Annotated in this window: 16 protein-coding genes; 2 read left to right on the top strand and 14 right to left on the bottom strand. The window is 59.4% G+C overall.

What is annotated here, in order from left to right:
* Genes NXC24_RS03100 through NXC24_RS03085 form a run of 4 tightly spaced genes read right to left on the bottom strand, consistent with a single transcriptional unit; the run spans position 1 to position 3,602 of the window.
* Positions 1–888 (bottom strand): branched-chain amino acid ABC transporter permease, encoded by an 888-nt coding sequence (locus tag NXC24_RS03100; protein WP_104821965.1) that lies wholly within the window; start codon positions 886–888, stop codon positions 1–3.
* A 4-nt stretch (positions 889–892) separates the two neighbouring features.
* Entirely contained in the window at positions 893–1,594 is a 702-nt protein-coding gene (locus tag NXC24_RS03095; protein ID WP_104821964.1) for an ABC transporter ATP-binding protein, read from the bottom strand.
* Between the two features lies 1 nt (position 1,595).
* Positions 1,596–2,378 carry an ABC transporter ATP-binding protein gene (locus tag NXC24_RS03090; RefSeq protein ID WP_104821963.1) on the bottom strand — a complete coding sequence of 261 codons (783 nt, stop codon included), beginning with the start codon at positions 2,376–2,378 and terminating at the stop codon, positions 1,596–1,598.
* A 15-nt stretch (positions 2,379–2,393) separates the two neighbouring features.
* On the bottom strand, positions 2,394–3,602 hold the full coding sequence (locus tag NXC24_RS03085; protein ID WP_104821962.1) for an ABC transporter substrate-binding protein: 1,209 nt from the start codon (positions 3,600–3,602) through the stop codon (positions 2,394–2,396).
* A gap of 171 nt (positions 3,603–3,773) precedes the next feature.
* Here NXC24_RS03085 and NXC24_RS03080 point away from each other — a divergent pair, with 171 nt between their 5' ends.
* The gene (locus NXC24_RS03080; RefSeq protein ID WP_104821961.1) at positions 3,774–4,691 is read left to right on the top strand and encodes a LysR family transcriptional regulator; all 918 of its coding nucleotides are present in this window, start codon (positions 3,774–3,776) and stop codon (positions 4,689–4,691) included.
* A gap of 79 nt (positions 4,692–4,770) precedes the next feature.
* Here the strand turns inward: NXC24_RS03080 and NXC24_RS03075 are convergent, their stop codons facing one another.
* From NXC24_RS03075 to NXC24_RS03055, 5 genes are all read right to left on the bottom strand, one after another.
* A complete protein-coding gene (locus NXC24_RS03075; RefSeq protein ID WP_104821960.1) occupies positions 4,771–6,732 on the bottom strand; it encodes an EAL domain-containing protein in 1,962 nt (653 codons plus the stop codon).
* Between the two features lie 133 nt (positions 6,733–6,865).
* Positions 6,866–7,900, bottom strand: a complete 1,035-nt coding sequence (gene galE / locus NXC24_RS03070) for a UDP-glucose 4-epimerase GalE (protein WP_104821959.1) — start codon at positions 7,898–7,900, stop codon at positions 6,866–6,868.
* 222 nt (positions 7,901–8,122) lie between these two features.
* Positions 8,123–9,289 carry a pyridoxal phosphate-dependent aminotransferase gene (locus NXC24_RS03065; protein ID WP_104821958.1) on the bottom strand — a complete coding sequence of 389 codons (1,167 nt, stop codon included), beginning with the start codon at positions 9,287–9,289 and terminating at the stop codon, positions 8,123–8,125.
* Between the two features lie 143 nt (positions 9,290–9,432).
* Positions 9,433–9,867, bottom strand: a complete 435-nt coding sequence (gene mscL / locus NXC24_RS03060; RefSeq protein WP_104821957.1) for a large conductance mechanosensitive channel protein MscL — start codon at positions 9,865–9,867, stop codon at positions 9,433–9,435.
* 227 nt (positions 9,868–10,094) lie between these two features.
* Positions 10,095–10,697, bottom strand: a complete 603-nt coding sequence (locus tag NXC24_RS03055) for a TetR/AcrR family transcriptional regulator (protein ID WP_104821956.1) — start codon at positions 10,695–10,697, stop codon at positions 10,095–10,097.
* A gap of 142 nt (positions 10,698–10,839) precedes the next feature.
* Here NXC24_RS03055 and NXC24_RS03050 point away from each other — a divergent pair, with 142 nt between their 5' ends.
* Entirely contained in the window at positions 10,840–12,057 is a 1,218-nt protein-coding gene (locus tag NXC24_RS03050) for an MFS transporter (protein ID WP_104821955.1), read from the top strand.
* Between the two features lie 2 nt (positions 12,058–12,059).
* Here NXC24_RS03050 and NXC24_RS03045 read toward each other — a convergent pair whose 3' ends face one another.
* From NXC24_RS03045 to NXC24_RS03030, 5 genes are all read right to left on the bottom strand, one after another.
* Entirely contained in the window at positions 12,060–12,503 is a 444-nt protein-coding gene (locus NXC24_RS03045; RefSeq protein ID WP_104821954.1) for a nuclear transport factor 2 family protein, read from the bottom strand.
* Between the two features lie 227 nt (positions 12,504–12,730).
* Positions 12,731–13,423: a hypothetical protein gene (locus NXC24_RS35005; protein WP_158704416.1), complete on the bottom strand. Its 693-nt coding sequence runs from the start codon at positions 13,421–13,423 to the stop codon at positions 12,731–12,733.
* 314 nt (positions 13,424–13,737) lie between these two features.
* A complete protein-coding gene (locus tag NXC24_RS03040) occupies positions 13,738–15,948 on the bottom strand; it encodes an FAD-dependent oxidoreductase (RefSeq protein WP_104821953.1) in 2,211 nt (736 codons plus the stop codon).
* Positions 15,949–15,961: 13 nt separating this feature from the next.
* Complete coding sequence (locus NXC24_RS03035; RefSeq protein ID WP_104821952.1) at positions 15,962–17,170, bottom strand: acetyl-CoA C-acetyltransferase; 1,209 nt, start codon at positions 17,168–17,170, stop codon at positions 15,962–15,964.
* Positions 17,171–17,247: 77 nt separating this feature from the next.
* Entirely contained in the window at positions 17,248–19,044 is a 1,797-nt protein-coding gene (locus NXC24_RS03030; RefSeq protein WP_104821951.1) for an acyl-CoA dehydrogenase C-terminal domain-containing protein, read from the bottom strand.
* Positions 19,045–19,046: the final 2 nt, after the last annotated feature.

Below are 19,046 nucleotides of genomic sequence, written 5' to 3'. Positions count from 1 at the left end.
TCACGCATCCCGGCCAAAGAGGCCCGCGGGCCTGAGAAGCAGTACGATCGCCATGATCACGAAGATGACGATATTGGATGCTTCCGGATAGAACACCTTCGTCAAGCCTTCCGCGACGCCAAGCACATAGCCGGTGATGATCGCACCCATGATCGAGCCCATGCCGCCGACGACCACCACGGCAAAGACGATGATGATCATGTTCGATCCCATCAACGGCGAGACCTGATAGATCGGCGCGGCCAGCACCCCGGCAAGGGCGGCAAGCGCGACGCCGAAAGCATAGGTCAGCGTCAGAAGCACCGGCACGTTGACGCCGAAGACCTGTACAAGCACCGAATTTTCCGTTGCGGCACGCAGATAGGCGCCGAGCTTGGTCTTCTCGATCAGCAGCCAGGTGCCAATACAGACGATAAGCGACACGACGATCACCCAGCCGCGATAGATCGGCAGGAACATGAAGCCGAGATTGACACCGCCCACCAGCGCCGTCGGTACGGCGTAGGGCTGACCGGACGAACCATAGAGATAGCGGAACGTGCCTTCGATGGTCAGCGCCATGCCGAAGGTAAAGAGCAGGCCGTAAAGCGGATCGACTTTGTAGAGCCGGCGCAAGCACAGGCGCTCCACGACCGCGCCGAACAGGCCGACAATCAACGGCGCGAGCACCAATGATGGCCAATAGCCGATGCCGGCATAGGCAAGCAGCAAATAGGCGGTGAAGGCGCCGAGCATGTAGAGCGCGCCATGGGCGAAATTGATCACCCGCAGCATGCCGAAGATGATCGCGAGCCCGAGGCTCAGAAGCGCATAGAAGGAGCCGTTGATCAGCCCGATCAGCAATTGTCCGAGAAGCGCCTGCAGCGGGATGCCGAATATCATGGTCATGGCGTCAGACCCCCAGAACCTTGTGCAGCATGCCCATCCGCTCCGGCAATTCGCCGACCGGAAATTCCGAGACCATCTGGCCATGATCCATCAGATAGAAACGATCGGCAATACGGCTAGCGAAGCGGAAATTCTGCTCAACCAACAGAATGGTCATGCCGCGCTCCTTCAGCTTCTTCAGCACCTCGCCGATACGCTGGACGATGACGGGTGCCAGTCCCTCGGTCGGTTCGTCGAGCAGCAACATTCGCACGCCGGTGCGCAGAATGCGGGCCATGGCGAGCATTTGCTGCTCACCGCCGGAGAGTTTCGTGCCCAGGCTGTTGCGGCGCTCGTACAGATTGGGAAACAGCTCGAAAATCTCGTCAACCGTCATCCCGCCCTGCGCGACCACCGGCGGCAGCATCAGGTTTTCATGAACATTGAGTGTCGAGAAGATGCCGCGCTCCTCCGGCACGAAGCCAATGCCCCTGTGCGCCGTCTTGTGCAGCGGCACCTGCATCATGTCGGCGCCGGCAAAGGCGATCCTGCCCTTGCGCGCCCGGACGATGCCGACGATGGTGCGCAGCGTCGTCGTCTTGCCGACGCCGTTGCGGCCGAGAATGGTGATGGTCTCGCCCTCGCCAACGTTCATGTCGACGCCATGCAATATGTGGCTTTCGCCATACCAGGCATTGAGACCCTGTACCTCCAGTAGCGCTGCCATCCTACGCCTCCTCCGTGCCCATATAGGCCTCGCGGACGCGCGGGTCGCGGCTGACCGTGGCATAGTCGCCTTCGGCGAGGATTTCGCCGCGCTGGAGGACGGTGACATGGTGGCAGATATCGGCGACGACGGAGAGATTGTGTTCCACCATTAGCACCGCCCGGTCGCGCGCCACGTCGCGAATGATGGCGGAGACGGTGTTGACATCCTCGAGCCCCATGCCGGCCATTGGCTCGTCGAGCAGCAGCACCTTGGGATCAAGCGCCAAGGTCGTCGCTATCTCCAGCACCCGCTTGCGGCCATAGGAAAGATCGGCAGCGATGGCATTGCGCTCCTTCGTCAGACCGACTGCTGCCAGCAATTGTTCGGCACGATCGTCCAGGCTCGCCAGCGCCGAGATCGGCCGCCAGAATTGATGCGCCAGATTGTTCGGCCGCTGCAGGGCGACACGGACATTGTCCAGCACGGAGAGATGCGGAAAGACCGCCGAAATCTGGAACGAGCGCACCAGCCCCATGCGCGCGACCTTGTCCGGCTTCGTCCTAGTGATATCGGTGCCGAGAAGCGTGATCGTGCCATGCGTCGGCTGCAGGAACTTGGTCAGAAGATTGAACACAGTCGTCTTGCCGGCGCCGTTCGGGCCGATCAGCGCGTGCACGCAGGCATGGCGCACATCGAGATCAACATTCTTGACGGCCGTGAAGCCGCCAAAATCGCGCCGGAGGCCGCGGGCGGATAACACCACCCGTGGCTCTTCTTGTTTCTCTGCCGCAGAGATCGCCATCGGCTGATCGCAACCTTACTGCTTGACGAGATCGCAGCCACTCTTGGCCGGATCGATATAGGCTTCCTTACCGGGAATCGTTGCCAGCACGTTGTAGTAGTCCCAGTCGCCCTTGCTCTCCTCCGGTTTCTTGACCTGGAGCAGGTACATGTCGTGGATCATGCGGCCGTTGGGGCCGACAGTGCCGCCGCGGCCAAAAACGTCGTCGACCGGCATTTCATGCAGTTCCTTGGCGACCGCTTCGGTATCGTCGGTGCCGGCCTTCTGCACGGCCTTCAGATATTGCAGCACGGCGGAATAGGTACCGGTGTGGATCATGTTCGGCATCTTGCCGGTGCGATCGAAGAAGCGTTTGCCGAATTTGCGGCTTTCGTCGTCGCGGTTCCAATAGTAGCCTTCGGTCAGCGTCAGACCCTGGGCCGCCTGCAGGCCGAGGCCATGAACTTCGGCGAGCGTGAAGAGCAGCGCCGCCAGATGCTGGCCGCCCTGGGTGATACCGAATTCCGACGCTTGCTTAATGGCGTTGGAAGTATCGAGGCCGGCATTGGCAAGGCCGATGACCTTGGCACCGGACGATTGCGCCTGCAGCAGGAAGGACGAGAAGTCGTTGGTCGACAGCGGATGGCGGACGGAACCGAGAACCTTGCCGCCGTTTGCCTTGACGAAATCAGATGTCTGCTGCTCCAGCGAATAGCCGAAGGCATAATCGGCGGTCAGGAAGAACCAGGTCTCGCCGCCCTGCTTGACCAGTGCGCCGCCGGTGCCGACGGCCAGCGCATGCGTGTCATAGGCCCAATGGAAGCCGTAGGGCGAGCATTGCTTGCCGGTGAGATCGGTCGTTGCCGCGCCGGTGACGATATCGATCTTCTTCTTTTCCTTGGCGATCGCCTGCACGGCCAGCGCCACCGACGAGGTCGTCAGCTCCATGATGGCGTCGACCTTGTCGGTGTCATACCATTGGCGAGCGATATTAGAGGCGATATCGGGTTTATTCTGATGGTCGGCATCTACGATCTCGATCGGCACGCCCAGCACCTTGCCGCCAAAATCCTCGACAGCCATCTTCGCCGCCTCCACCGAGGACTTGCCACCAAAGTCGGCATAGACGCCCGACTGGTCATTCAGGATGCCGATCTTCACCACACCGTCGGACGCGCCAGCGGCGAATGCTGCGGTGCTGCTTGCAAGCAGAAGTGCCAGGGACGCAATGAGACTCTTTCGCATATCCTCTCCTCCCAGAGATTTGGCAAAAATGAATCTGTTCAAAATTGGCCAGTCGTTATCCTCAAAACGACTTTGCTATCCCTCAAGATCATTGAAATCGCGCATTGACGCAAGTGAAGTTTGCAACTAATTCCAAACAGTGTCTGTTCATTTTTGAACAGAAAGGGAGGCATGAAGACCGCGCCGCACTTCACCTGGGACGACCTGCAGTTCTTCCTGGCGGTGGCCCGGACCGGGCAGCTTTCAACCGCTGCGCGGCAATTGCGCACCAGCCACGCCACCGTCTCGCGCCGTATCGACCGGCTGGAATTTTCGCTTCAGGTCAAGCTCTTCGAGCGCAATCCGCGGGGCTATATGCTGACCGGCATGGGCCAGCGCTTCATCGACACAGCCGAGCGAATGGAGCAGGAAACCGAGCGGCTGCGGTCAGACCTGAGGGTCGGCTCGGCGGCACAACGCGGCGTGGTGCGTATCAGCGCGCCGGAGGGCTTTTCCAATTTCTTCTTCACCACCATGCTTTCGGAGTTCACCGCGCGGTATCCGAACATCTCGCTGGAATTGGTGACGATCCAGCAGATCATGTCGCTGTCGCGCAAGGAAGCCGATATCGTCATCGTGCTCGACCCGCCGAAGGCCGGCCCCTATTTCACCGAGAAATTGACCGACTACCACCTGCAGGTCTATGGATCGCGGGATTACCTCGCCAGCCACCCGCCGGTGGAGAGCCGCGACGATCTGCCGGAGCACGCGTTCGTCGGCTACATCGAGGACATGATCTTTGCGCCTGGTCTCGATTATCTCGGCGACATCCATCCGCGCATCAAGCCGCAATTCCAGAGTTCCAGCATCTTTGCGCAGTTGACGGCGACCAAAAGCGGGCTGGGGCTCTGCGTGCTGCCCTTCTTTATCGCCTGCCGGCATCCGGACCTGCAGATGGTGCTGCCCGATGAAGTCGACCTGAAACGGCACTACTGGATCACCTGCCACCGCGACCTCAGGCAGTCGCCGCGCGTGCGCACCGTCATCGACTTTCTGGTAGAGGCCGTGCATCGCAACGCACCGGCCTTTCTGGGGCATGCGTCAGCTTAGAGCGGTTCAGAACCGCTCTATCTTATTGTTTTACGCAATTCCGGACGGAAAACCGCTACGCACTTTTCCTGGAATTGCTCTAGGCGCTTGCCACGCGCCCCGCCGCGATGCCGCTCTCGCTCGCCTCGGCAAAGGCGATCGCATCATGCAGACGCAACGGCCTGGAAAAATGATAGCCCTGCGCCAACCGCACGCCGAAAGCATGCAGCGCCTCGGCAATTGCAGCACTTTCGACGCCTTCGGCGACCGATGTGATGCCGAGATTGCGGCAGAGACTGGCAACCGAGCGGGTGATATTCATGCAGCGGACATCACGATCAAACCGCATGACGAAGCTCTTGTCGATCTTGATCTTGTCGAATTCCAACCGGTGGATATGGCTGAGGCTGGAAAAGCCGGTGCCGAAATCGTCGAGCGCGATGGTAATACCTGCGCCGCGCAGCAGGCCGATGACCTCATAGGCGGTGTTGAAATCCGACAATAAGGCCGTCTCGGTGATCTCGAATTCGATGCGGCGCGGGTCGATCCTGGCGGCATGGATCATGGCAAGAAGAGCCATCGACGTTTCATGGTCGCAGATATCGCGGGCCGAGAGGTTAAAGGACATGCGCAGCGGCGGCGGCATGATCGACAACGCCTGCAGCGCCTCCGCGAAGAGGATGCGGGTCATCTTGCCGATCATCGCGGTGCGTTCGGCGGCGGGGATGAAGGCATCGGGGCTGACGCGGCCGAGGCGGGCGCTGTTCCAGCGCGCCAAAGCTTCGAAACCGACGACATGGCCATCATCGAGATCGATGATCGGCTGATATTCCAGCGACAACTCCCTGGCGAAATTATCGCCCTGCAATTCCAACTCGATCAGGTGCCGTTGCTGGAGGATTTCTTCGAGATCGTGGGAGAAGAACTCGACATTGCCGCTGCGGCGGCTCTTGACCTGATAGAGGGCGAAGTCCGCCTTTTCATAGAGCTGCTCGGCGGTGTGGCCGCCGCCCTCCGGAACGACGATACCGCAGGACCCGGAAATGCGGATGGAGCCGCCGGGCACATCATAGGGTTCGCGGAGCGCCGCACAGAAAGCCTGCCCCATCTCGGAGACACAATCACGGCTGAGATCGCTTGGAAAAATCACGCCGAACTCGTCGCCCCCAAGGCGCGCAATTGTGCCCTTGCCGCCCATCAAAGCCACAAAACGTTCGGCAGTCTGTTTCAACACGAAATCACCGGCGGCATGGCCAAAGACGTCGTTGACCGGCTTGAAGCCGTCGAGATCGACAAGGCCGATGATTGGTGGCGTCTCCGGCCGTTGCTGCAAGAGATCCTGCAATTCGCGAAAGAAACTGCGGCGGTTGGCAAGACCGGTCAGTTGATCCTGTAGCGCGTTGCGGCTGTTGACGAGGTTCAACCGTTCGGCTTCCGCCTGCTTGTCGCCGAGTTCTTCCGTCAGCCGCACCAGCCCGGCAAAATTCCGGAAATAGCTATTGATGACACGAACGAAGGGAAACGACAGGAAGATGACGCTGGTCGCGGTCGCCACGAACACGGAATTGCCCGAGAACATGAAGGTGACGACCATGAAGGAAAAGGTAATGGCCGTCGTCAGAAGGGCTGCGGCCGGCAGATGCATCAGACAGAAGACGCAGGAAATGCCCGTCACCACAAGGAAATAGGAAATTTGCCCCTGCTGATAGGCATTGCCGTATTGATAAAGTGCGACTGCCCAGATGCCGAAAGCAAGGGTCAGCACGCCGGCGAGCACGACGGTCCGGCGCATCACACCATAGGCTCGATCCGCATCGATGGGATCCTGCCCATGCAACTGCCACCAGACGATGCGGAAAACGCAGAGGATGCTCAGGCTGACCGGCACATAAACCGCCAGCCACATCGGCGCGGTGTGGATATGGGTGATCACCACGGCCAGGGCGTTGATGATCAAAAGAATATAAAGGACCGGTATCTGTGACGCCAGCGCCTTGTATTGCGCCACCAGAAACGTCGGATTCTCTTTCTGCAGGCGCAAGCCTGAAAGCAAGTTCCTCATGGCTTCCTTCCCCCACCCACACAAAACCACAAAAAACTTGATTTTCAGTTATTTTTATTGGGAAATATTACCGATGATTGTTGTATACTTTGAGTTTCACCCAAACATCGAAATATATTCATGCATTCCAGCATCAGATGCTGGGTGCTGCGAACACCTTATGCAGGCCACTGACATCGAAACCGGATCTGTGCGCGAGGTAGTTTTCCCACTCCAGTGACGAGCGCACGATCGTCTCCATGCAATTGTATTTCGGCTCCCAGCCTAGTTCGCGATGGGCGAGCGTGGCATCGGCGACGACGCTGGCGGCATCGCCGGGCCGGCGCGGCGCCATGTGAATGCGAAACGCTTGGCCGTAGACGCGCATGACCATGTTCAGGACATCGAGCACCGAATAGCCCATGCCATAACCGCAATTGGCAACCAGCGGCCGGCCGCCGCGTCTCAGATGCTGCAGCGCCATCATATGGGCTTCGACGAGATCGGAAACGTGAATGTAGTCGCGCACGCCGGTGCCGTCGTGTGTCGGATAGTCCGTGCCGTAGATATCCACCTGGCGGCGCCGGCCGAGGGCCGCTTCGCAGGCGACCTTGATAAGGTGCGTGGCGCCGTCGGTCGATTGGCCGGTCCTGCCGTTCGGATCGGCGCCGGCGACGTTGAAATAACGCAGCGCCACATAGCTGAAATCGTAAGCGGCGGCGGCATCGCGCAGCATCAATTCCGACATCAGCTTGGATTGCCCATAGGGTGTTTCCGGCCGCAGCGGCGCGTTTTCCCGCACCGGTTCGTCGGAGGGCTGCGGGCCGTAGACGGCGGCGGTGGAGGAAAAGACGAAGTGGCGAATACCGGCCTTGATCGCCGCGCTCATCAGGATGCGGGTTTTGCCGGCGTTGTTGTCGTAATAGGCTAGCGGATCTTCGATCGACGCCGGCACGACGGCGGAGCCGGCGAAGTGAACGACGGCGTCGATATCATTTTCCGCGAAGATCTTTTGCAGCAACACTTCATCGGCGACATCGCCGAGATAGAAGCGTGCAGCCGGCGCGACTGCCCAGCGAAAGCCGGTGGAAAGACGGTCGATAACCACCACATCCTCGCCAGCGTCGAGCAATTTCCAGACCATATGGCTGCCGATATATCCCGCGCCGCCCGTCACCAACACTGTCATTCTTCGCGCCTCTGCAAAGTAATATGAGAAGCATATGAAGCCCGCTTTCTTACGGATTTGATTAAAAGCAGGGGTTGAGCGGGGTACCGCGCAGGGAAGATTGTTCCTATGGTTAGGCGGAGTTTTCAGGGATTGCTCGAATTTTATCGATCCTAGTCTCACGGACGAAAAACCCGGCGCAGAGGCCGGGTTCAGTCAATATATCAGCAAGGAGTCCTGCCCTTACAAACTCAGGATATAGCGGCTTAGGCGTTCAGCGGTATCCGCTACCTGCGCGGGATCACGCAGGAAACAGGCCCGCATGAAGAGTTCGCCGCCCTTGCCGAAGGCCGTTCCGGGTGCCAGGCCAACACCGGTCTTGTCGACGATATCGAGGGCGGCCTTGCGGCTGTCGGTGACGCCGTCGATCTTCAGGAAGGCATAGAGTGCGCCATCCGGCTTCAGCGTGTGGACGCGATTGGTCGCGATCAGCGCGTCGCAAAGGATATCGCGCGAACGGGCCGCCTTGGCGATGTTGGAGCGGACGAAATCATCGCCTTCGTTCAAAGCGGCAACGGCGCCCTTTTGCATAAACTGCGCCACACCGGAGGTCGAGTACTGCACGAGATTTTCGATGACCTGGCCAAGCTCCGCAGGCGCCACGATCCAGCCGACGCGCCAGCCGGTCATCGACCAATTCTTCGAGAAGGAGTTGACGAACATGATCCTGTCGTCGGCTTGCCGGACGTCAAGGAAGGAGGGCGCCCGGCCGCCGGCATAGTAATAGAGCGCGTAGATCTCGTCGGCCATGATCCAGAGGCCGTATTCCCTGGCAAGCGCCAGGATATCGCGGAGGTCTTGATGCGTCGCCGTCCAGCCGGTCGGGTTCGACGGCGTATTGATGAAGAGGCCTTTGGTTTTCGGCGTGATCGCCGCTTTCAAAAGCTCAAGATCGAGCGTCCACTTGCCGTTTTCGAACTGCAGCGGCACGGCGACCGAGCGGGCGCCGGCGATCTCGAGCGCGGCCGCAATATTCGGCCAGGCCGGCGAGAGATAGATCATCTCATCGCCGGGCGAGGTGATCGCCTGCACCGAGAGCTGGATCGCCTGCATGCCCGAACCGGTGACGTAAAAATGCTCCATCGGCAGAGAGACGCCGAAATGTCGCCCATAATAGTCGGAAAGTGCCTGGCGCAACTCCGGTATGCCGCGCTGCCACGTATAGAAGGTTTCGCCGGCATTGAGCGAGGCCATGGTCGCGCGGTTGATGAAATCCGGCGTCGGCAGGTCGCCCTCGCCGACCCAGAGCGGCAGCAGGCCATCACGGCCACGGGCATAGTTCACCACTTCCACAATCCCGCTTTCGGGCGCGGCCAGCGCACGCGGGCTGAGGCTATCCAATATCGACATGCAAAGTCTCCGGTTTTTGCTTTCTTAGAGCAATTCGGCGGGCAAATCCCATGACTTTGACTGAGCGACCAATCGATTTTCGTGATGAATGACCCCCGACCGTTGATAGGCCGGGGGCGGAAAACAAAGGCGGAAAACGGACCTCAGACGGCGGGACGCCTGGCCAGGAGATCGCGGATTTCAGTGAGCAATTGCACGTCAGCCGGCGGCGGTGCAGCTTCCGCGGCCTTCTCTTCCTTGCGCGCGACCTGCTTTTGCAGCGTGTTCACGCCCTTGACCATCAGGAAGATGATCCAGGCCAGGATGAGGAAATTGATGAGGACGGTGATGAAATTGCCGTAGGCGAAAACCGCGCCCTGGGCGCGGGCGGCGGCGAGCGTCGGCGCGTTGACCGCCGAGGAAAGGCCGACGAAGTAGTTCGAAAAATCGAAGCCGCCGAAAATGGCGCCGACGATCGGCATGATGATATCGTCAACCAGCGACTTGACGATACCGCCAAAGGCGCCACCGATGATCACGCCGACCGCGAGATCCATGACGTTGCCGCGGGCGATAAATGCCTTGAATTCATTCAGCATCGAATGTCCCCTTTGCGTTGCCGTTGAATCTATTCAGCAACCATTAGCATCATCTTTAGCTCTGTTCTTCAATAGCGAAATGGCGCGATAGAGACATCGATGCTGCATATCCCAAGGGAATCAGTGGCCGCAGCATTTTCCAAGTGTGATCGCCGGCTTACTTGTTGTCCGGTTGCGGCGTAACGCGGCCTAAACCTGCGGAAGAAACAAGCCCGTCGAGGGCCTTGTCAGGCGCCGGACACATCGGGGGTTATTTCCGCAGTTTTGGATTTGGCCGCATCCTTGGGCATGACCCGCGAGATCAGGCCATGAATATAGTCGCTGCTCGGCACCTGATCGAAGAGAATGCGGTACATGATCGGTGAGATGACGAAGTCCATCACTTCGGTGAGCGTCGGAAAGGCCGCGCCCTGCTCTTTCGCCCGGGCGACGATCATACGTACTTGCTGCTGCGTGTAGCCCGAGCACTTCTCCGCATTCGCCGTGCCGGACACCGCCAAGATATCGCGGATCATCTGCCGGCCGGCGCCGGAGGACATTTCGTCAGCATATTGCTCGGCCCAGGCCTGCAGGTCCATCCTGGCGCTGCCGGTTTTGAGCGGCTCCGTTTCCGGCTGCAGCCGCGAAGCGGCGACATCTGCCAGCAATTCCTGCAAGTCGCCCCAGCGGCGATAGATCGTCGATGGCGTCACATTGGCGCGCTGCGCAATAAGCGGGATCGTCACATCGGCGCGTTCCATCCCGGCCAACATCTCGCGAACCGCCTGATGCACAGCGGCCTGCACCCTTGCGCTGCGCCCGCCGGGGCGCGGGTTTTCCTTTGAATTCATTATCTTATGCCAATCTTCCCTTTACTGCGTCTCTCGCATCACCGGTAATAGCGCGCCACTAACGCAAATTATTTGCTTTTAGCGATACGGTGCACTACATGTGCTTAACGCAATTTTTTTGCTTTAAGCCAGGATATAGTCGATGACCGCGATCGAATCCACCGACAATTCACTGCTGCGACGTGGCCGCCGGTTGGCGCCATTTTTCCATGCCGCCACCAGCGCCACTTTCTTTGCCGCCTCGTCTGCGCCGACGCCGCTCTATCGAATCTATCAGCAAGTCTTCGCCTTCTCGCCGGTGCTGATCACGGTGATCTTCGCCGTCTATGCCTTCGCGCTCCTCATTTCGCTTCTGATCGTCGGTTCGATCTCCGATCATCTGGGACGACGGCCGGTGATCTTTGCCTCGCTTATCCTCAATATGGTGGCGATGGCGCTGTTTTTAACGGCCGACGGCCCGAATTGGTTGATTGCCGCGCGCATCGTGCAAGGCTTCGCGACGGGTGCCGCGGCAGCCTCGCTCGGCGCCGCACTCGTCGATCTCGATCCGGCCAGGGGTTCGGTGACCAACAGCATCGCGCCGCTTATCGGCATGGCGATCGGCGCGTTCGGAACCAGCGCCCTTGTGCAATATGCGCCGGCGCCGACACTTCTCGTCTATGCAATCGTGCTTGCTCTTCTCGTCATACAGGCCGTGCTGATTTGGATAACGCCTGAAACCACCCGGCGTAGACCGGGCCTTATCGCCTCGCTCAGGCCCGAGGTGGCCATACCGCCGCAGGCACGCCGGACATTGCTGGCGCTGACTCCGATCAATGTCGCGGTCTGGGCGCTTGGCGGCTTCTATCTTTCGCTGGTCCCGTCATTGGTCAGCGCCACGACGGGCAGCACCTTGCCCCTCGTCGGCGGTTCGGTCGTCGGCACATTGACTATCAGTGGAGCTGCCTCCGTGTTTTTGCTGCGCAAAAGACCTGCGGCAACCGCGCTGGCCTTCGGCATATCCACCATGACGCTCGGCCTTCTCGCCGTGGTCGCCGGCGTGCATTTGGCGGAGGTGCCGCTCCTCATCGCCGGCACGATGATCGCGGGCACCGGCTTCGGCGCCAATTTCCTCGGGGCCGTGCGCAGCATCATGCCATTGGCCAAGGCCGACGAACGCGCCGGCCTGCTTTCGGCATTCTACATCCAGAGCTATCTGGCCTTCAGCCTGCCCGCCATTTTGGCTGGGTTCCTGTCGAAGGCGGTTGGGTTCACCGCAACGACGGATATCTATGCTGCCTCCATTCTGGTTCTGGTCGTCAGCGGCGTGCTGGCATTGAGGACCGGCCGGGAGAAGGTCACGGTGTCGGCGTGCACCTGAGACTACGGCTTTAACCTAAGCTCCGCCAACCCACTGCCGTCCATGGCGAAGGGGACCGATGCGTGATCGTGAGCGATCTTCCAGACACCGGCTTCCTTTCTGAGGCCGAGCGTCTCGCGGAACCAGAGGTCGACCTTGGTGCCGTCGGTCTTGGTGCCCAGCATGTGCGTCAGGCCGCTCCAGAAAGCGACATCCCCGCCGATCGTCAGCTTCTGGTCTTCGACATCGCCTTCGATCGGCCCCTGCCAGGTATCGAACCAGCTCTGCAGGCCAGGCTGATCCTTGCCCTTGTATTGCAGCGGTGGCGCCAGGGTGAATTCCACGATGTCGTCGGTCACATGCGACATGACGCCGGCGACGTTCTTTTCTCCGATCGCCGTTGCCCAAGCGACAAGCATGGCAAAGATGGCGTCGGCTTCTTCGCGGTTTCCAATAATCTCGGCCATCGTTCGTCTCCTCTGTTTGATGGAACTAAGCAGAGGACGAATGGAAAGGGCCGCTCCCGACAATAATCCGAAAATTCTATCTATTATTGTTGTTGCGGTGAATTAAATAACAACTTATGCGATTCTTGTTGTGGAGGAATCGTCGTGTCCCTTGAGAAAGTTCATCTTCGTATTACGCAAAAGCGGAGAGAGATACGAGACGAATACGAATTGTGATCGTATCAAGATTATAAATCTATAATTTCGTTTCTGACCTTCAGAATGCGGATTTTCTTCATGCGATTATCCAGCGCGTCTACAGAAGTGTATTTTACCGCGACAGCAGAGCTCAAATTGTCGCCGAGGCGCCGCCTTCTTGTATAGGAACCAATACTGCTTAATAGCGTATCCACGCTCACTCGGTCAACGTCAGATGAAAGCTCAAAAGGAATAGATCGCCCTTGCTCCAGATCAAATGCTCGACCAGTACCTTGATTTGCGTTGAAACTGGCGATACTGAAGAGCTTCAATCGAACGGCATTATTAATAACATTTTGCCATACATATTGTTTGGTTGCGGGTGTTAACGCTGCCAATTGATTAGGGGCATTGATCGTTAACTGCTGTATGTTTATATTCATTACACCGTGGTTTATAACATTGTGTGCCAATCTAATTGATGGCTCCGCGGCATCCACTAAAGCACCTATATCGCCAGGTCTCGCGTCTTCCAAAGCTGCAACTTGGTCACTAACATCGTCTACATTTCCACAAACTCGACGATATACTGTTTTGATTAGGTCCGTCAGCAAATTACCAGCAACACCGCCAGCTAAATCACCAAGGACGGGAGCCCCTATTACGGCTGCCTGGTAAGCAATTTCATATATCGACTCAAAACTTCCTGGCTGCTGAGAAACTAGATTAAATGTAAGAGGCACAGTCCAAATTTTTTATAACGAACTTTACCTTCAACCAGAAAATTCGAAACTATAAGGATGGAACGAGTTAAGCCTTCTAGCGACTTAGTACCTTCATAAGCTGGAATTTTGTGCTCTTCCGCCAATCCACCTTCAAATTTAGTTGTCAGATACACATGAGCCCCCTCGTAAGCCATGTGCAACTATACAGCGAGATCGTTCAAGCACAAGATTCAATTCGTCTGATCTTGAGCACATAAAATAGAAAGAAAGTACGGCCCTACAGAACAGGGGCGGCTATCGCCACCCCTAATTTTAACGCAGTTCTTTCAAATTCAGGCCGCCGCCTTTACGCGATACGGATCAAACCGCCCATAAAACGTCTCGCCCTTCGCCGCCATGTCCTTCAGCAGCGCCGTCGGCTTGAACTGCTTACCGTAAGCTGAAGCTAACGATTCACAAACATCCACGAAGGCTTTGACGCCCATGCCGTCGATGTAGGACAGCGCGCCGCCGGTGTAGGGAGCAAAGCCGAAGCCAAGGATAGAGCCGACATCGGCTTCGCGCGGGTCGGTGACGATGCCCTCTTCCATGGTGCGGGCGGCCTCCAGCGCGATGGTGACGAGGAAGCGTTGCTTCAGGACGTTAACGTCGATCTCCTCGGCCTTCTTCTGCGGGTACATTTCCTTCAAGCCCGGCCAAAGCGACTTCTTGGCCGGTTTTGGCGGATAGTCGTAAAAGCCCTTGGAATTCTTGCGACCGAAGCGGCCCTCGTCTTCCACCAAACGCGTGACCAACTGCATGTGCTCGGGATTAACGGCCTTGTCGCCAAGATCGGCCACAGCAGCCTTGAGGATCTTCAGCGACAGGTCGAGGGCGACCTCGTCGTTGAGCGCCAGAGGCCCGACCGGCATGCCGGCCATCTTGGCGGCATTCTCGATCATCGCCGGTGGCACGCCTTCGATCAGCATGTCATAGGCTTCCGACATGTAGCGCAGCACGCAGCGATTGACGAAGAAGCCGCGGGTGTCGTTGACAACGATCGGCGTCTTCTTGATGGCGGCGACGTAATCGAGCGCGACGGCAAGGGCGCGGTCGCCCGTTTCCTTGCCGAGGATGACTTCGGTCAGCATCATCTTCTCGACCGGCGAGAAGAAATGGATGCCGATGAAATCGGCGGGCCGTTTGGAATCCTTCGCAAGCCCTGATATAGGCAGGGTCGAGGTATTGGAGGCGAAGACGGCGCCCGCGGGCAGCACCGCTTCAACAGCCTCGATGACGGCTTTCTTGACGTCGCGATCCTCGAACACTGCCTCGATGACTAAGTCGGCGTCCTTCAGATCGGCGTAATCGGCTGACGGCGTAATGCGGGCAAGGAGTGCCGCCGCTTCGTCTTGCGTAAATCGCCCCTTACCGATGGATTCCTTGACCAGGCCTTCCGAAACCGCCTTGCCCTTGCCGGCCGCTTCCATGTCGCGGTCGATGAGGGTAACGGCGATACCGGCGGCTGCGGTGACATAGGCGATCGAGGCTCCCATGAAACCGGCGCCGACGACGCCGACCTTCTTCAGCTCCGTCTTCGGCTGGCCTGCCGGACGCCGGGCGCCCTTGCCGAGCTCCTGCATGGAGATGAACAGCGAGCGGATCATCGCATAGGCTTCGGTCGTCTGCAGCACCTGCGTGAAATAGCGCTGCTCGATCTTGAGGCCGGTATCGAAAGGCACCTGCAGGCCTTCGTAGACGCATTTGAGGATGGCGAGTGCGGCCGGATAGTTGCCCGATGTCTCGCGGCGAAGGATTGCCGGGGCTGCCGGCCAGAGCTGCGCGGCAGCCGGCGTCCAGATGCCGCCTCCGGGCACCTTGAAGCCCTTTTCATCCCAGGGCGCGATAGGCTTCAGACCGTCCTTGATCATCTGCTTGGCGGCAGGGATCAATTGATCCGGCTCGACCACATGATGGACCAGGTTCATCGCTTTGGCCCGTGCTGCAGTCAGCGACTGGCCCGTCGTCATCATCTGCAGGGCGGACTGCGCGTCCGTCAGGCGCGCGATGCGCTGCGTGCCGCCGGCGCCGGGGAAGATGCCAACCTTAACCTCCGGCAATGCCAGCTTGACGCTCTTGGCATTGGAGGCGACGCGGCCGTGGCAGGCGAGAGACATCTCCAGCGCACCGCCCATGCAAGTGCCGTTGATGGCCGATACCCAGGGCTTGCCGCAGGTTTCGAGCTTGCGGAACAAGCCGGTCATCCGGCCAACGAGATCGAACAGCTTTTGTGCCGCTGTCGCCGGATTCTTCGCCTTCTCGTCCTGATAGACAGAGAAGAGCGATTTGATCATCGACAGGTCGGCGCCCCCGGAGAAGGAGGATTTTCCCGAGGTAATGACCACGCCCTTGGTCGCCTTGTCGGCGACGGTCGCATCGATGATGGCGTTCAGTTCCTCCAACACCTCGCCGGTGAAGACGTTCATGGACTTGCCGGGCATGTCCCAGGTGACGAGTGCGATGCCGTCCGCGTCGGTCTCGACGGTGAAATTCGTGTAAGCCATTGGTTTCCTCCCCTCAGACGCGTTCGACGATCGTGGCCGTGCCCATGCCGGCGCCGATGCAGAGTGTCACCAGCGCCGCATTGAGGTCGCGGCGCTCCAGTTCGTCCAGCACCGTGCCGAGGATCATCGCGCCGGTGGCCCCCAGCGGATGGCCCATGGCGATGGCGCCACCGTTGACGTTGATCTTGTCATGCTCGATATCGAAAGCCTGCATGTAGCGCAGCACGACGGCGGCAAACGCCTCGTTCAGCTCGAAGAGATCGATATCGGCGAGCGACATGCCGGTTCGCTTCAACAGCTTTTCAGTGACATCGACGGGGCCGGTTAGCATCAGCGCCGGGTCGGAGCCGATATTGGCGAAAGCCTTGATGCGGCCGCGCGGCTTCAGCCCCATGCTCTCGCCGCCCGCCTTGGAGCCGAGCAGCACGGCGGCGGCGCCATCGACGATGCCGGAGGAATTGCCGGCATGGTGCACATAGTTGATGCGCTCGATTTCCGGATGCGCCTGAATGGCGACCGCTTCGAAGCCACCCATTTCGCCCGGCATCTGGAAGGACGGATTGAGCGAGGCCAGCGCCTGCATATCGGTGCCGGGACGCATATGCTCGTCCCTGTCGAGGATCGTCAGGCCGTTGATATCCTTCACCGGTACGACGGAATTCTTGAAGTAGCCCTTCTCCCAGGCGTTGGCCGCGCGCTTCTGGCTTTCGACGGCATAGGCGTCGACGTCATCGCGGGAGAAGCCGTATTTGGTGGCGATGAGATCAGCCGAGACGCCCTGCGGCATGAAATAGGCCGGGAAGTTCACCGAGGGGTCCATGAACCAGGCGCCGCCGGACATGCCGAGGCCGACGCGCGACATGCTCTCGACACCGCCGGCAATGACGATATCGTCAGCCCCTTGCGCGATCTTGGCCGCGCCGAAATTCACGGCATCGAGGCCGGAGGCGCAGAAGCGGGAGATCTGCATGCCGGGCGCCGTGGTCGAATAACCCGCTTCGAAGGCAGCCGCCTTCGGAATGACAGCGCCAGCATCCATCACCGGATCGACGCAGCCCATGATGATATCGTCGACCGTCTTCGTATCGAGACCGTTGCGGTCGCGGATCGCCTCCAACGTCTTGGCGGCAAGGCGGACGGACGGCACTTCATGCAGCGCCCCATCCTTCTTGCCGCGTCCACGCGGCGTGCGCACATGGTCGTAAATGAAAACCTCGGTCATGTCTCATCTCCCTGCGGCGGCAAGCCGCCCTTTTATTCATACCCACCTTCTCCCCGTCGGGGGGAAGGTAAGTCTTGTCAAAATGCTTCCGCCGCCAGTTCCATCATCGTGTCGGCGCCGGTTTCGATGCGGGCCTTGCGTAGCGCTGTTTCCGGCATGATGCGCTCCATGTAGAACCGCGCCGTGACAAGCTTGTTCTTCAAATAGTCCTCGCGCTCGCTCTCGCCGCCCGAAAGACCGGCTTGCGCCGCCTTCGCCATCTTCGCCCACATGTAGCCGAGGACGACGAGGCCGAAGAGGTGCATGTAATCCGTGGAGCCGGCGCCGGCATTGTCGGGCTTCGCCATGGCGTTCTGCATGAACCACATGGTCGCGGCCTGGACGTCGTTCAAGCCCTTCTTCAGTTGCTTGGTGTAGAAAGCCATTTGCTCGTCATTGCGGTTCTCCTCGCAGAAATCGCCGATCTCCTTGAACAGCGCCATGACGGCACGACCGCCGTTCAGAGCCAATTTACGCCCGACGAGATCGAGCGCCTGGATGCCGTTGGCGCCTTCATAGATCATGGTGATGCGGGCATCGCGGACATACTGGCTCATACCATGCTCTTCGATATAGCCGTGACCGCCAAAGACCTGCTGCGCCATGACGGCGTGCTCGAAGCCCTTGTCGGTCATGACGCCCTTGAGGATCGGCGTCGCCAGACCAAGGATATCATCGGCCGCCTGACGCTCCTTCTCGTCCGGGGAGCGATGGGCGATATCGGATTTCAGTGCCGTCCACAGCAGGAAAGCGCGGCCGGCCTCGTTGAAGGCACGGATGGTCATCAGCGAGCGGCGGATATCGGGATGGACGATGATCGGGTCGGCCTTTTTGTCCGGCGCCTTCGGGCCGGAGAGCGAGCGGCCCTGGATGCGCTCACGGGCATAAGCGACGGCATTCTGGTAGGCGATTTCGGCAACCGACAGCCCCTGCAGGCCGACGCCGAGGCGCGCCTCGTTCATCATTACGAACATGGCGTTGAGGCCCTTGTTCTCGGCGCCGATGAGGAAGCCGGTGGCCTCGTCATAGTTCATGACGCAGGTGGCGTTGCCATGAATGCCCATCTTATGCTCGATCGCGCCGCAGGAGACCGCGTTGCGCGCGCCCAGCGAACCATCCGACCCGACCATGATTTTCGGCACGATGAACAGCGAGATGCCCTTGGTGCCCTCCGGCGCGCCCTCGATACGGGCGAGTACCATATGCACGATATTGTCCGTCATGTCGTGCTCGCCGGCGGAGATGAATATCTTCTGGCCGGAAATCTTGTAGCTGCCGTCGGCTTGTGGAACTGCCTTGGTGCGCAGCAGGCCGAGATCGGTGCCGCAATGCGGTTCGGTGAGGTTCATGGTGCCGGACCAGGTGCCCGCGACCATCTTCGGCAGATAGGTCTGCTTCTGCTCCTCGGAGCCATGCACGAGAATGGCGGCGATCGCGCCCTGCGTCAGGCCCGGATACATCATCAGCGACATATTGGCAGCGGAGGTATATTCGCCGACAGCGCAATGCAGCGTGTAGGGTAGCCCCTGCCCTCCGAATTCCTCCGGCACCGCCAGGCCCAGCCAACCGCCTTCGTAATAGGCGCGGTAGGCCTCCTTGAAGCCTTGCGGGGTCGATACCGTGCCGTCGCCGTGACGCACGCAGCCTTCCTGATCACCGGAATAATTCAGCGGGAAAAGCACCTCTTCCGCCATCTTGGCCGCCTCGCCGACAATCGCCTCGATCATGTCGGGGCTGGCCTCGGCGAAACCCGGCAGATTGCTATAGCGTTCCAGCCCAAGCACATCGTTCAGGACGAAAAGCGTATCGTTCACCGGGGCCTTATAGACTGGCATCT

The sequence above is a fragment of the Rhizobium sp. NXC24 genome (assembly GCF_002944315.1).
Taxonomy (GTDB): domain Bacteria; phylum Pseudomonadota; class Alphaproteobacteria; order Rhizobiales; family Rhizobiaceae; genus Rhizobium.
Note: the sequence above shows the minus strand (reverse complement) of the source record. Positions and strands in the feature narration are given on the sequence as shown.

Coding starts and splice junctions, on each gene's coding strand:
- NXC24_RS03100 (WP_104821965.1), bottom strand. CDS start 888: ATGACCATGATATTCGGCATCCCGCTGCAGGCGCTTCTCGGACAATTG.
- NXC24_RS03095 (WP_104821964.1), bottom strand. CDS start 1,594: ATGGCAGCGCTACTGGAGGTACAGGGTCTCAATGCCTGGTATGGCGAA.
- NXC24_RS03090 (WP_104821963.1), bottom strand. CDS start 2,378: ATGGCGATCTCTGCGGCAGAGAAACAAGAAGAGCCACGGGTGGTGTTA.
- NXC24_RS03085 (WP_104821962.1), bottom strand. CDS start 3,602: ATGCGAAAGAGTCTCATTGCGTCCCTGGCACTTCTGCTTGCAAGCAGC.
- NXC24_RS03080 (WP_104821961.1), top strand. CDS start 3,774: ATGAAGACCGCGCCGCACTTCACCTGGGACGACCTGCAGTTCTTCCTG.
- NXC24_RS03075 (WP_104821960.1), bottom strand. CDS start 6,732: ATGAGGAACTTGCTTTCAGGCTTGCGCCTGCAGAAAGAGAATCCGACG.
- galE (WP_104821959.1), bottom strand. CDS start 7,900: ATGACAGTGTTGGTGACGGGCGGCGCGGGATATATCGGCAGCCATATG.
- NXC24_RS03065 (WP_104821958.1), bottom strand. CDS start 9,289: ATGTCGATATTGGATAGCCTCAGCCCGCGTGCGCTGGCCGCGCCCGAA.
- mscL (WP_104821957.1), bottom strand. CDS start 9,867: ATGCTGAATGAATTCAAGGCATTTATCGCCCGCGGCAACGTCATGGAT.
- NXC24_RS03055 (WP_104821956.1), bottom strand. CDS start 10,697: ATGAATTCAAAGGAAAACCCGCGCCCCGGCGGGCGCAGCGCAAGGGTG.
- NXC24_RS03050 (WP_104821955.1), top strand. CDS start 10,840: ATGACCGCGATCGAATCCACCGACAATTCACTGCTGCGACGTGGCCGC.
- NXC24_RS03045 (WP_104821954.1), bottom strand. CDS start 12,503: ATGGCCGAGATTATTGGAAACCGCGAAGAAGCCGACGCCATCTTTGCC.
- NXC24_RS03040 (WP_104821953.1), bottom strand. CDS start 15,948: ATGGCTTACACGAATTTCACCGTCGAGACCGACGCGGACGGCATCGCA.
- NXC24_RS03035 (WP_104821952.1), bottom strand. CDS start 17,170: ATGACCGAGGTTTTCATTTACGACCATGTGCGCACGCCGCGTGGACGC.
- NXC24_RS03030 (WP_104821951.1), bottom strand. CDS start 19,044: ATGCCAGTCTATAAGGCCCCGGTGAACGATACGCTTTTCGTCCTGAAC.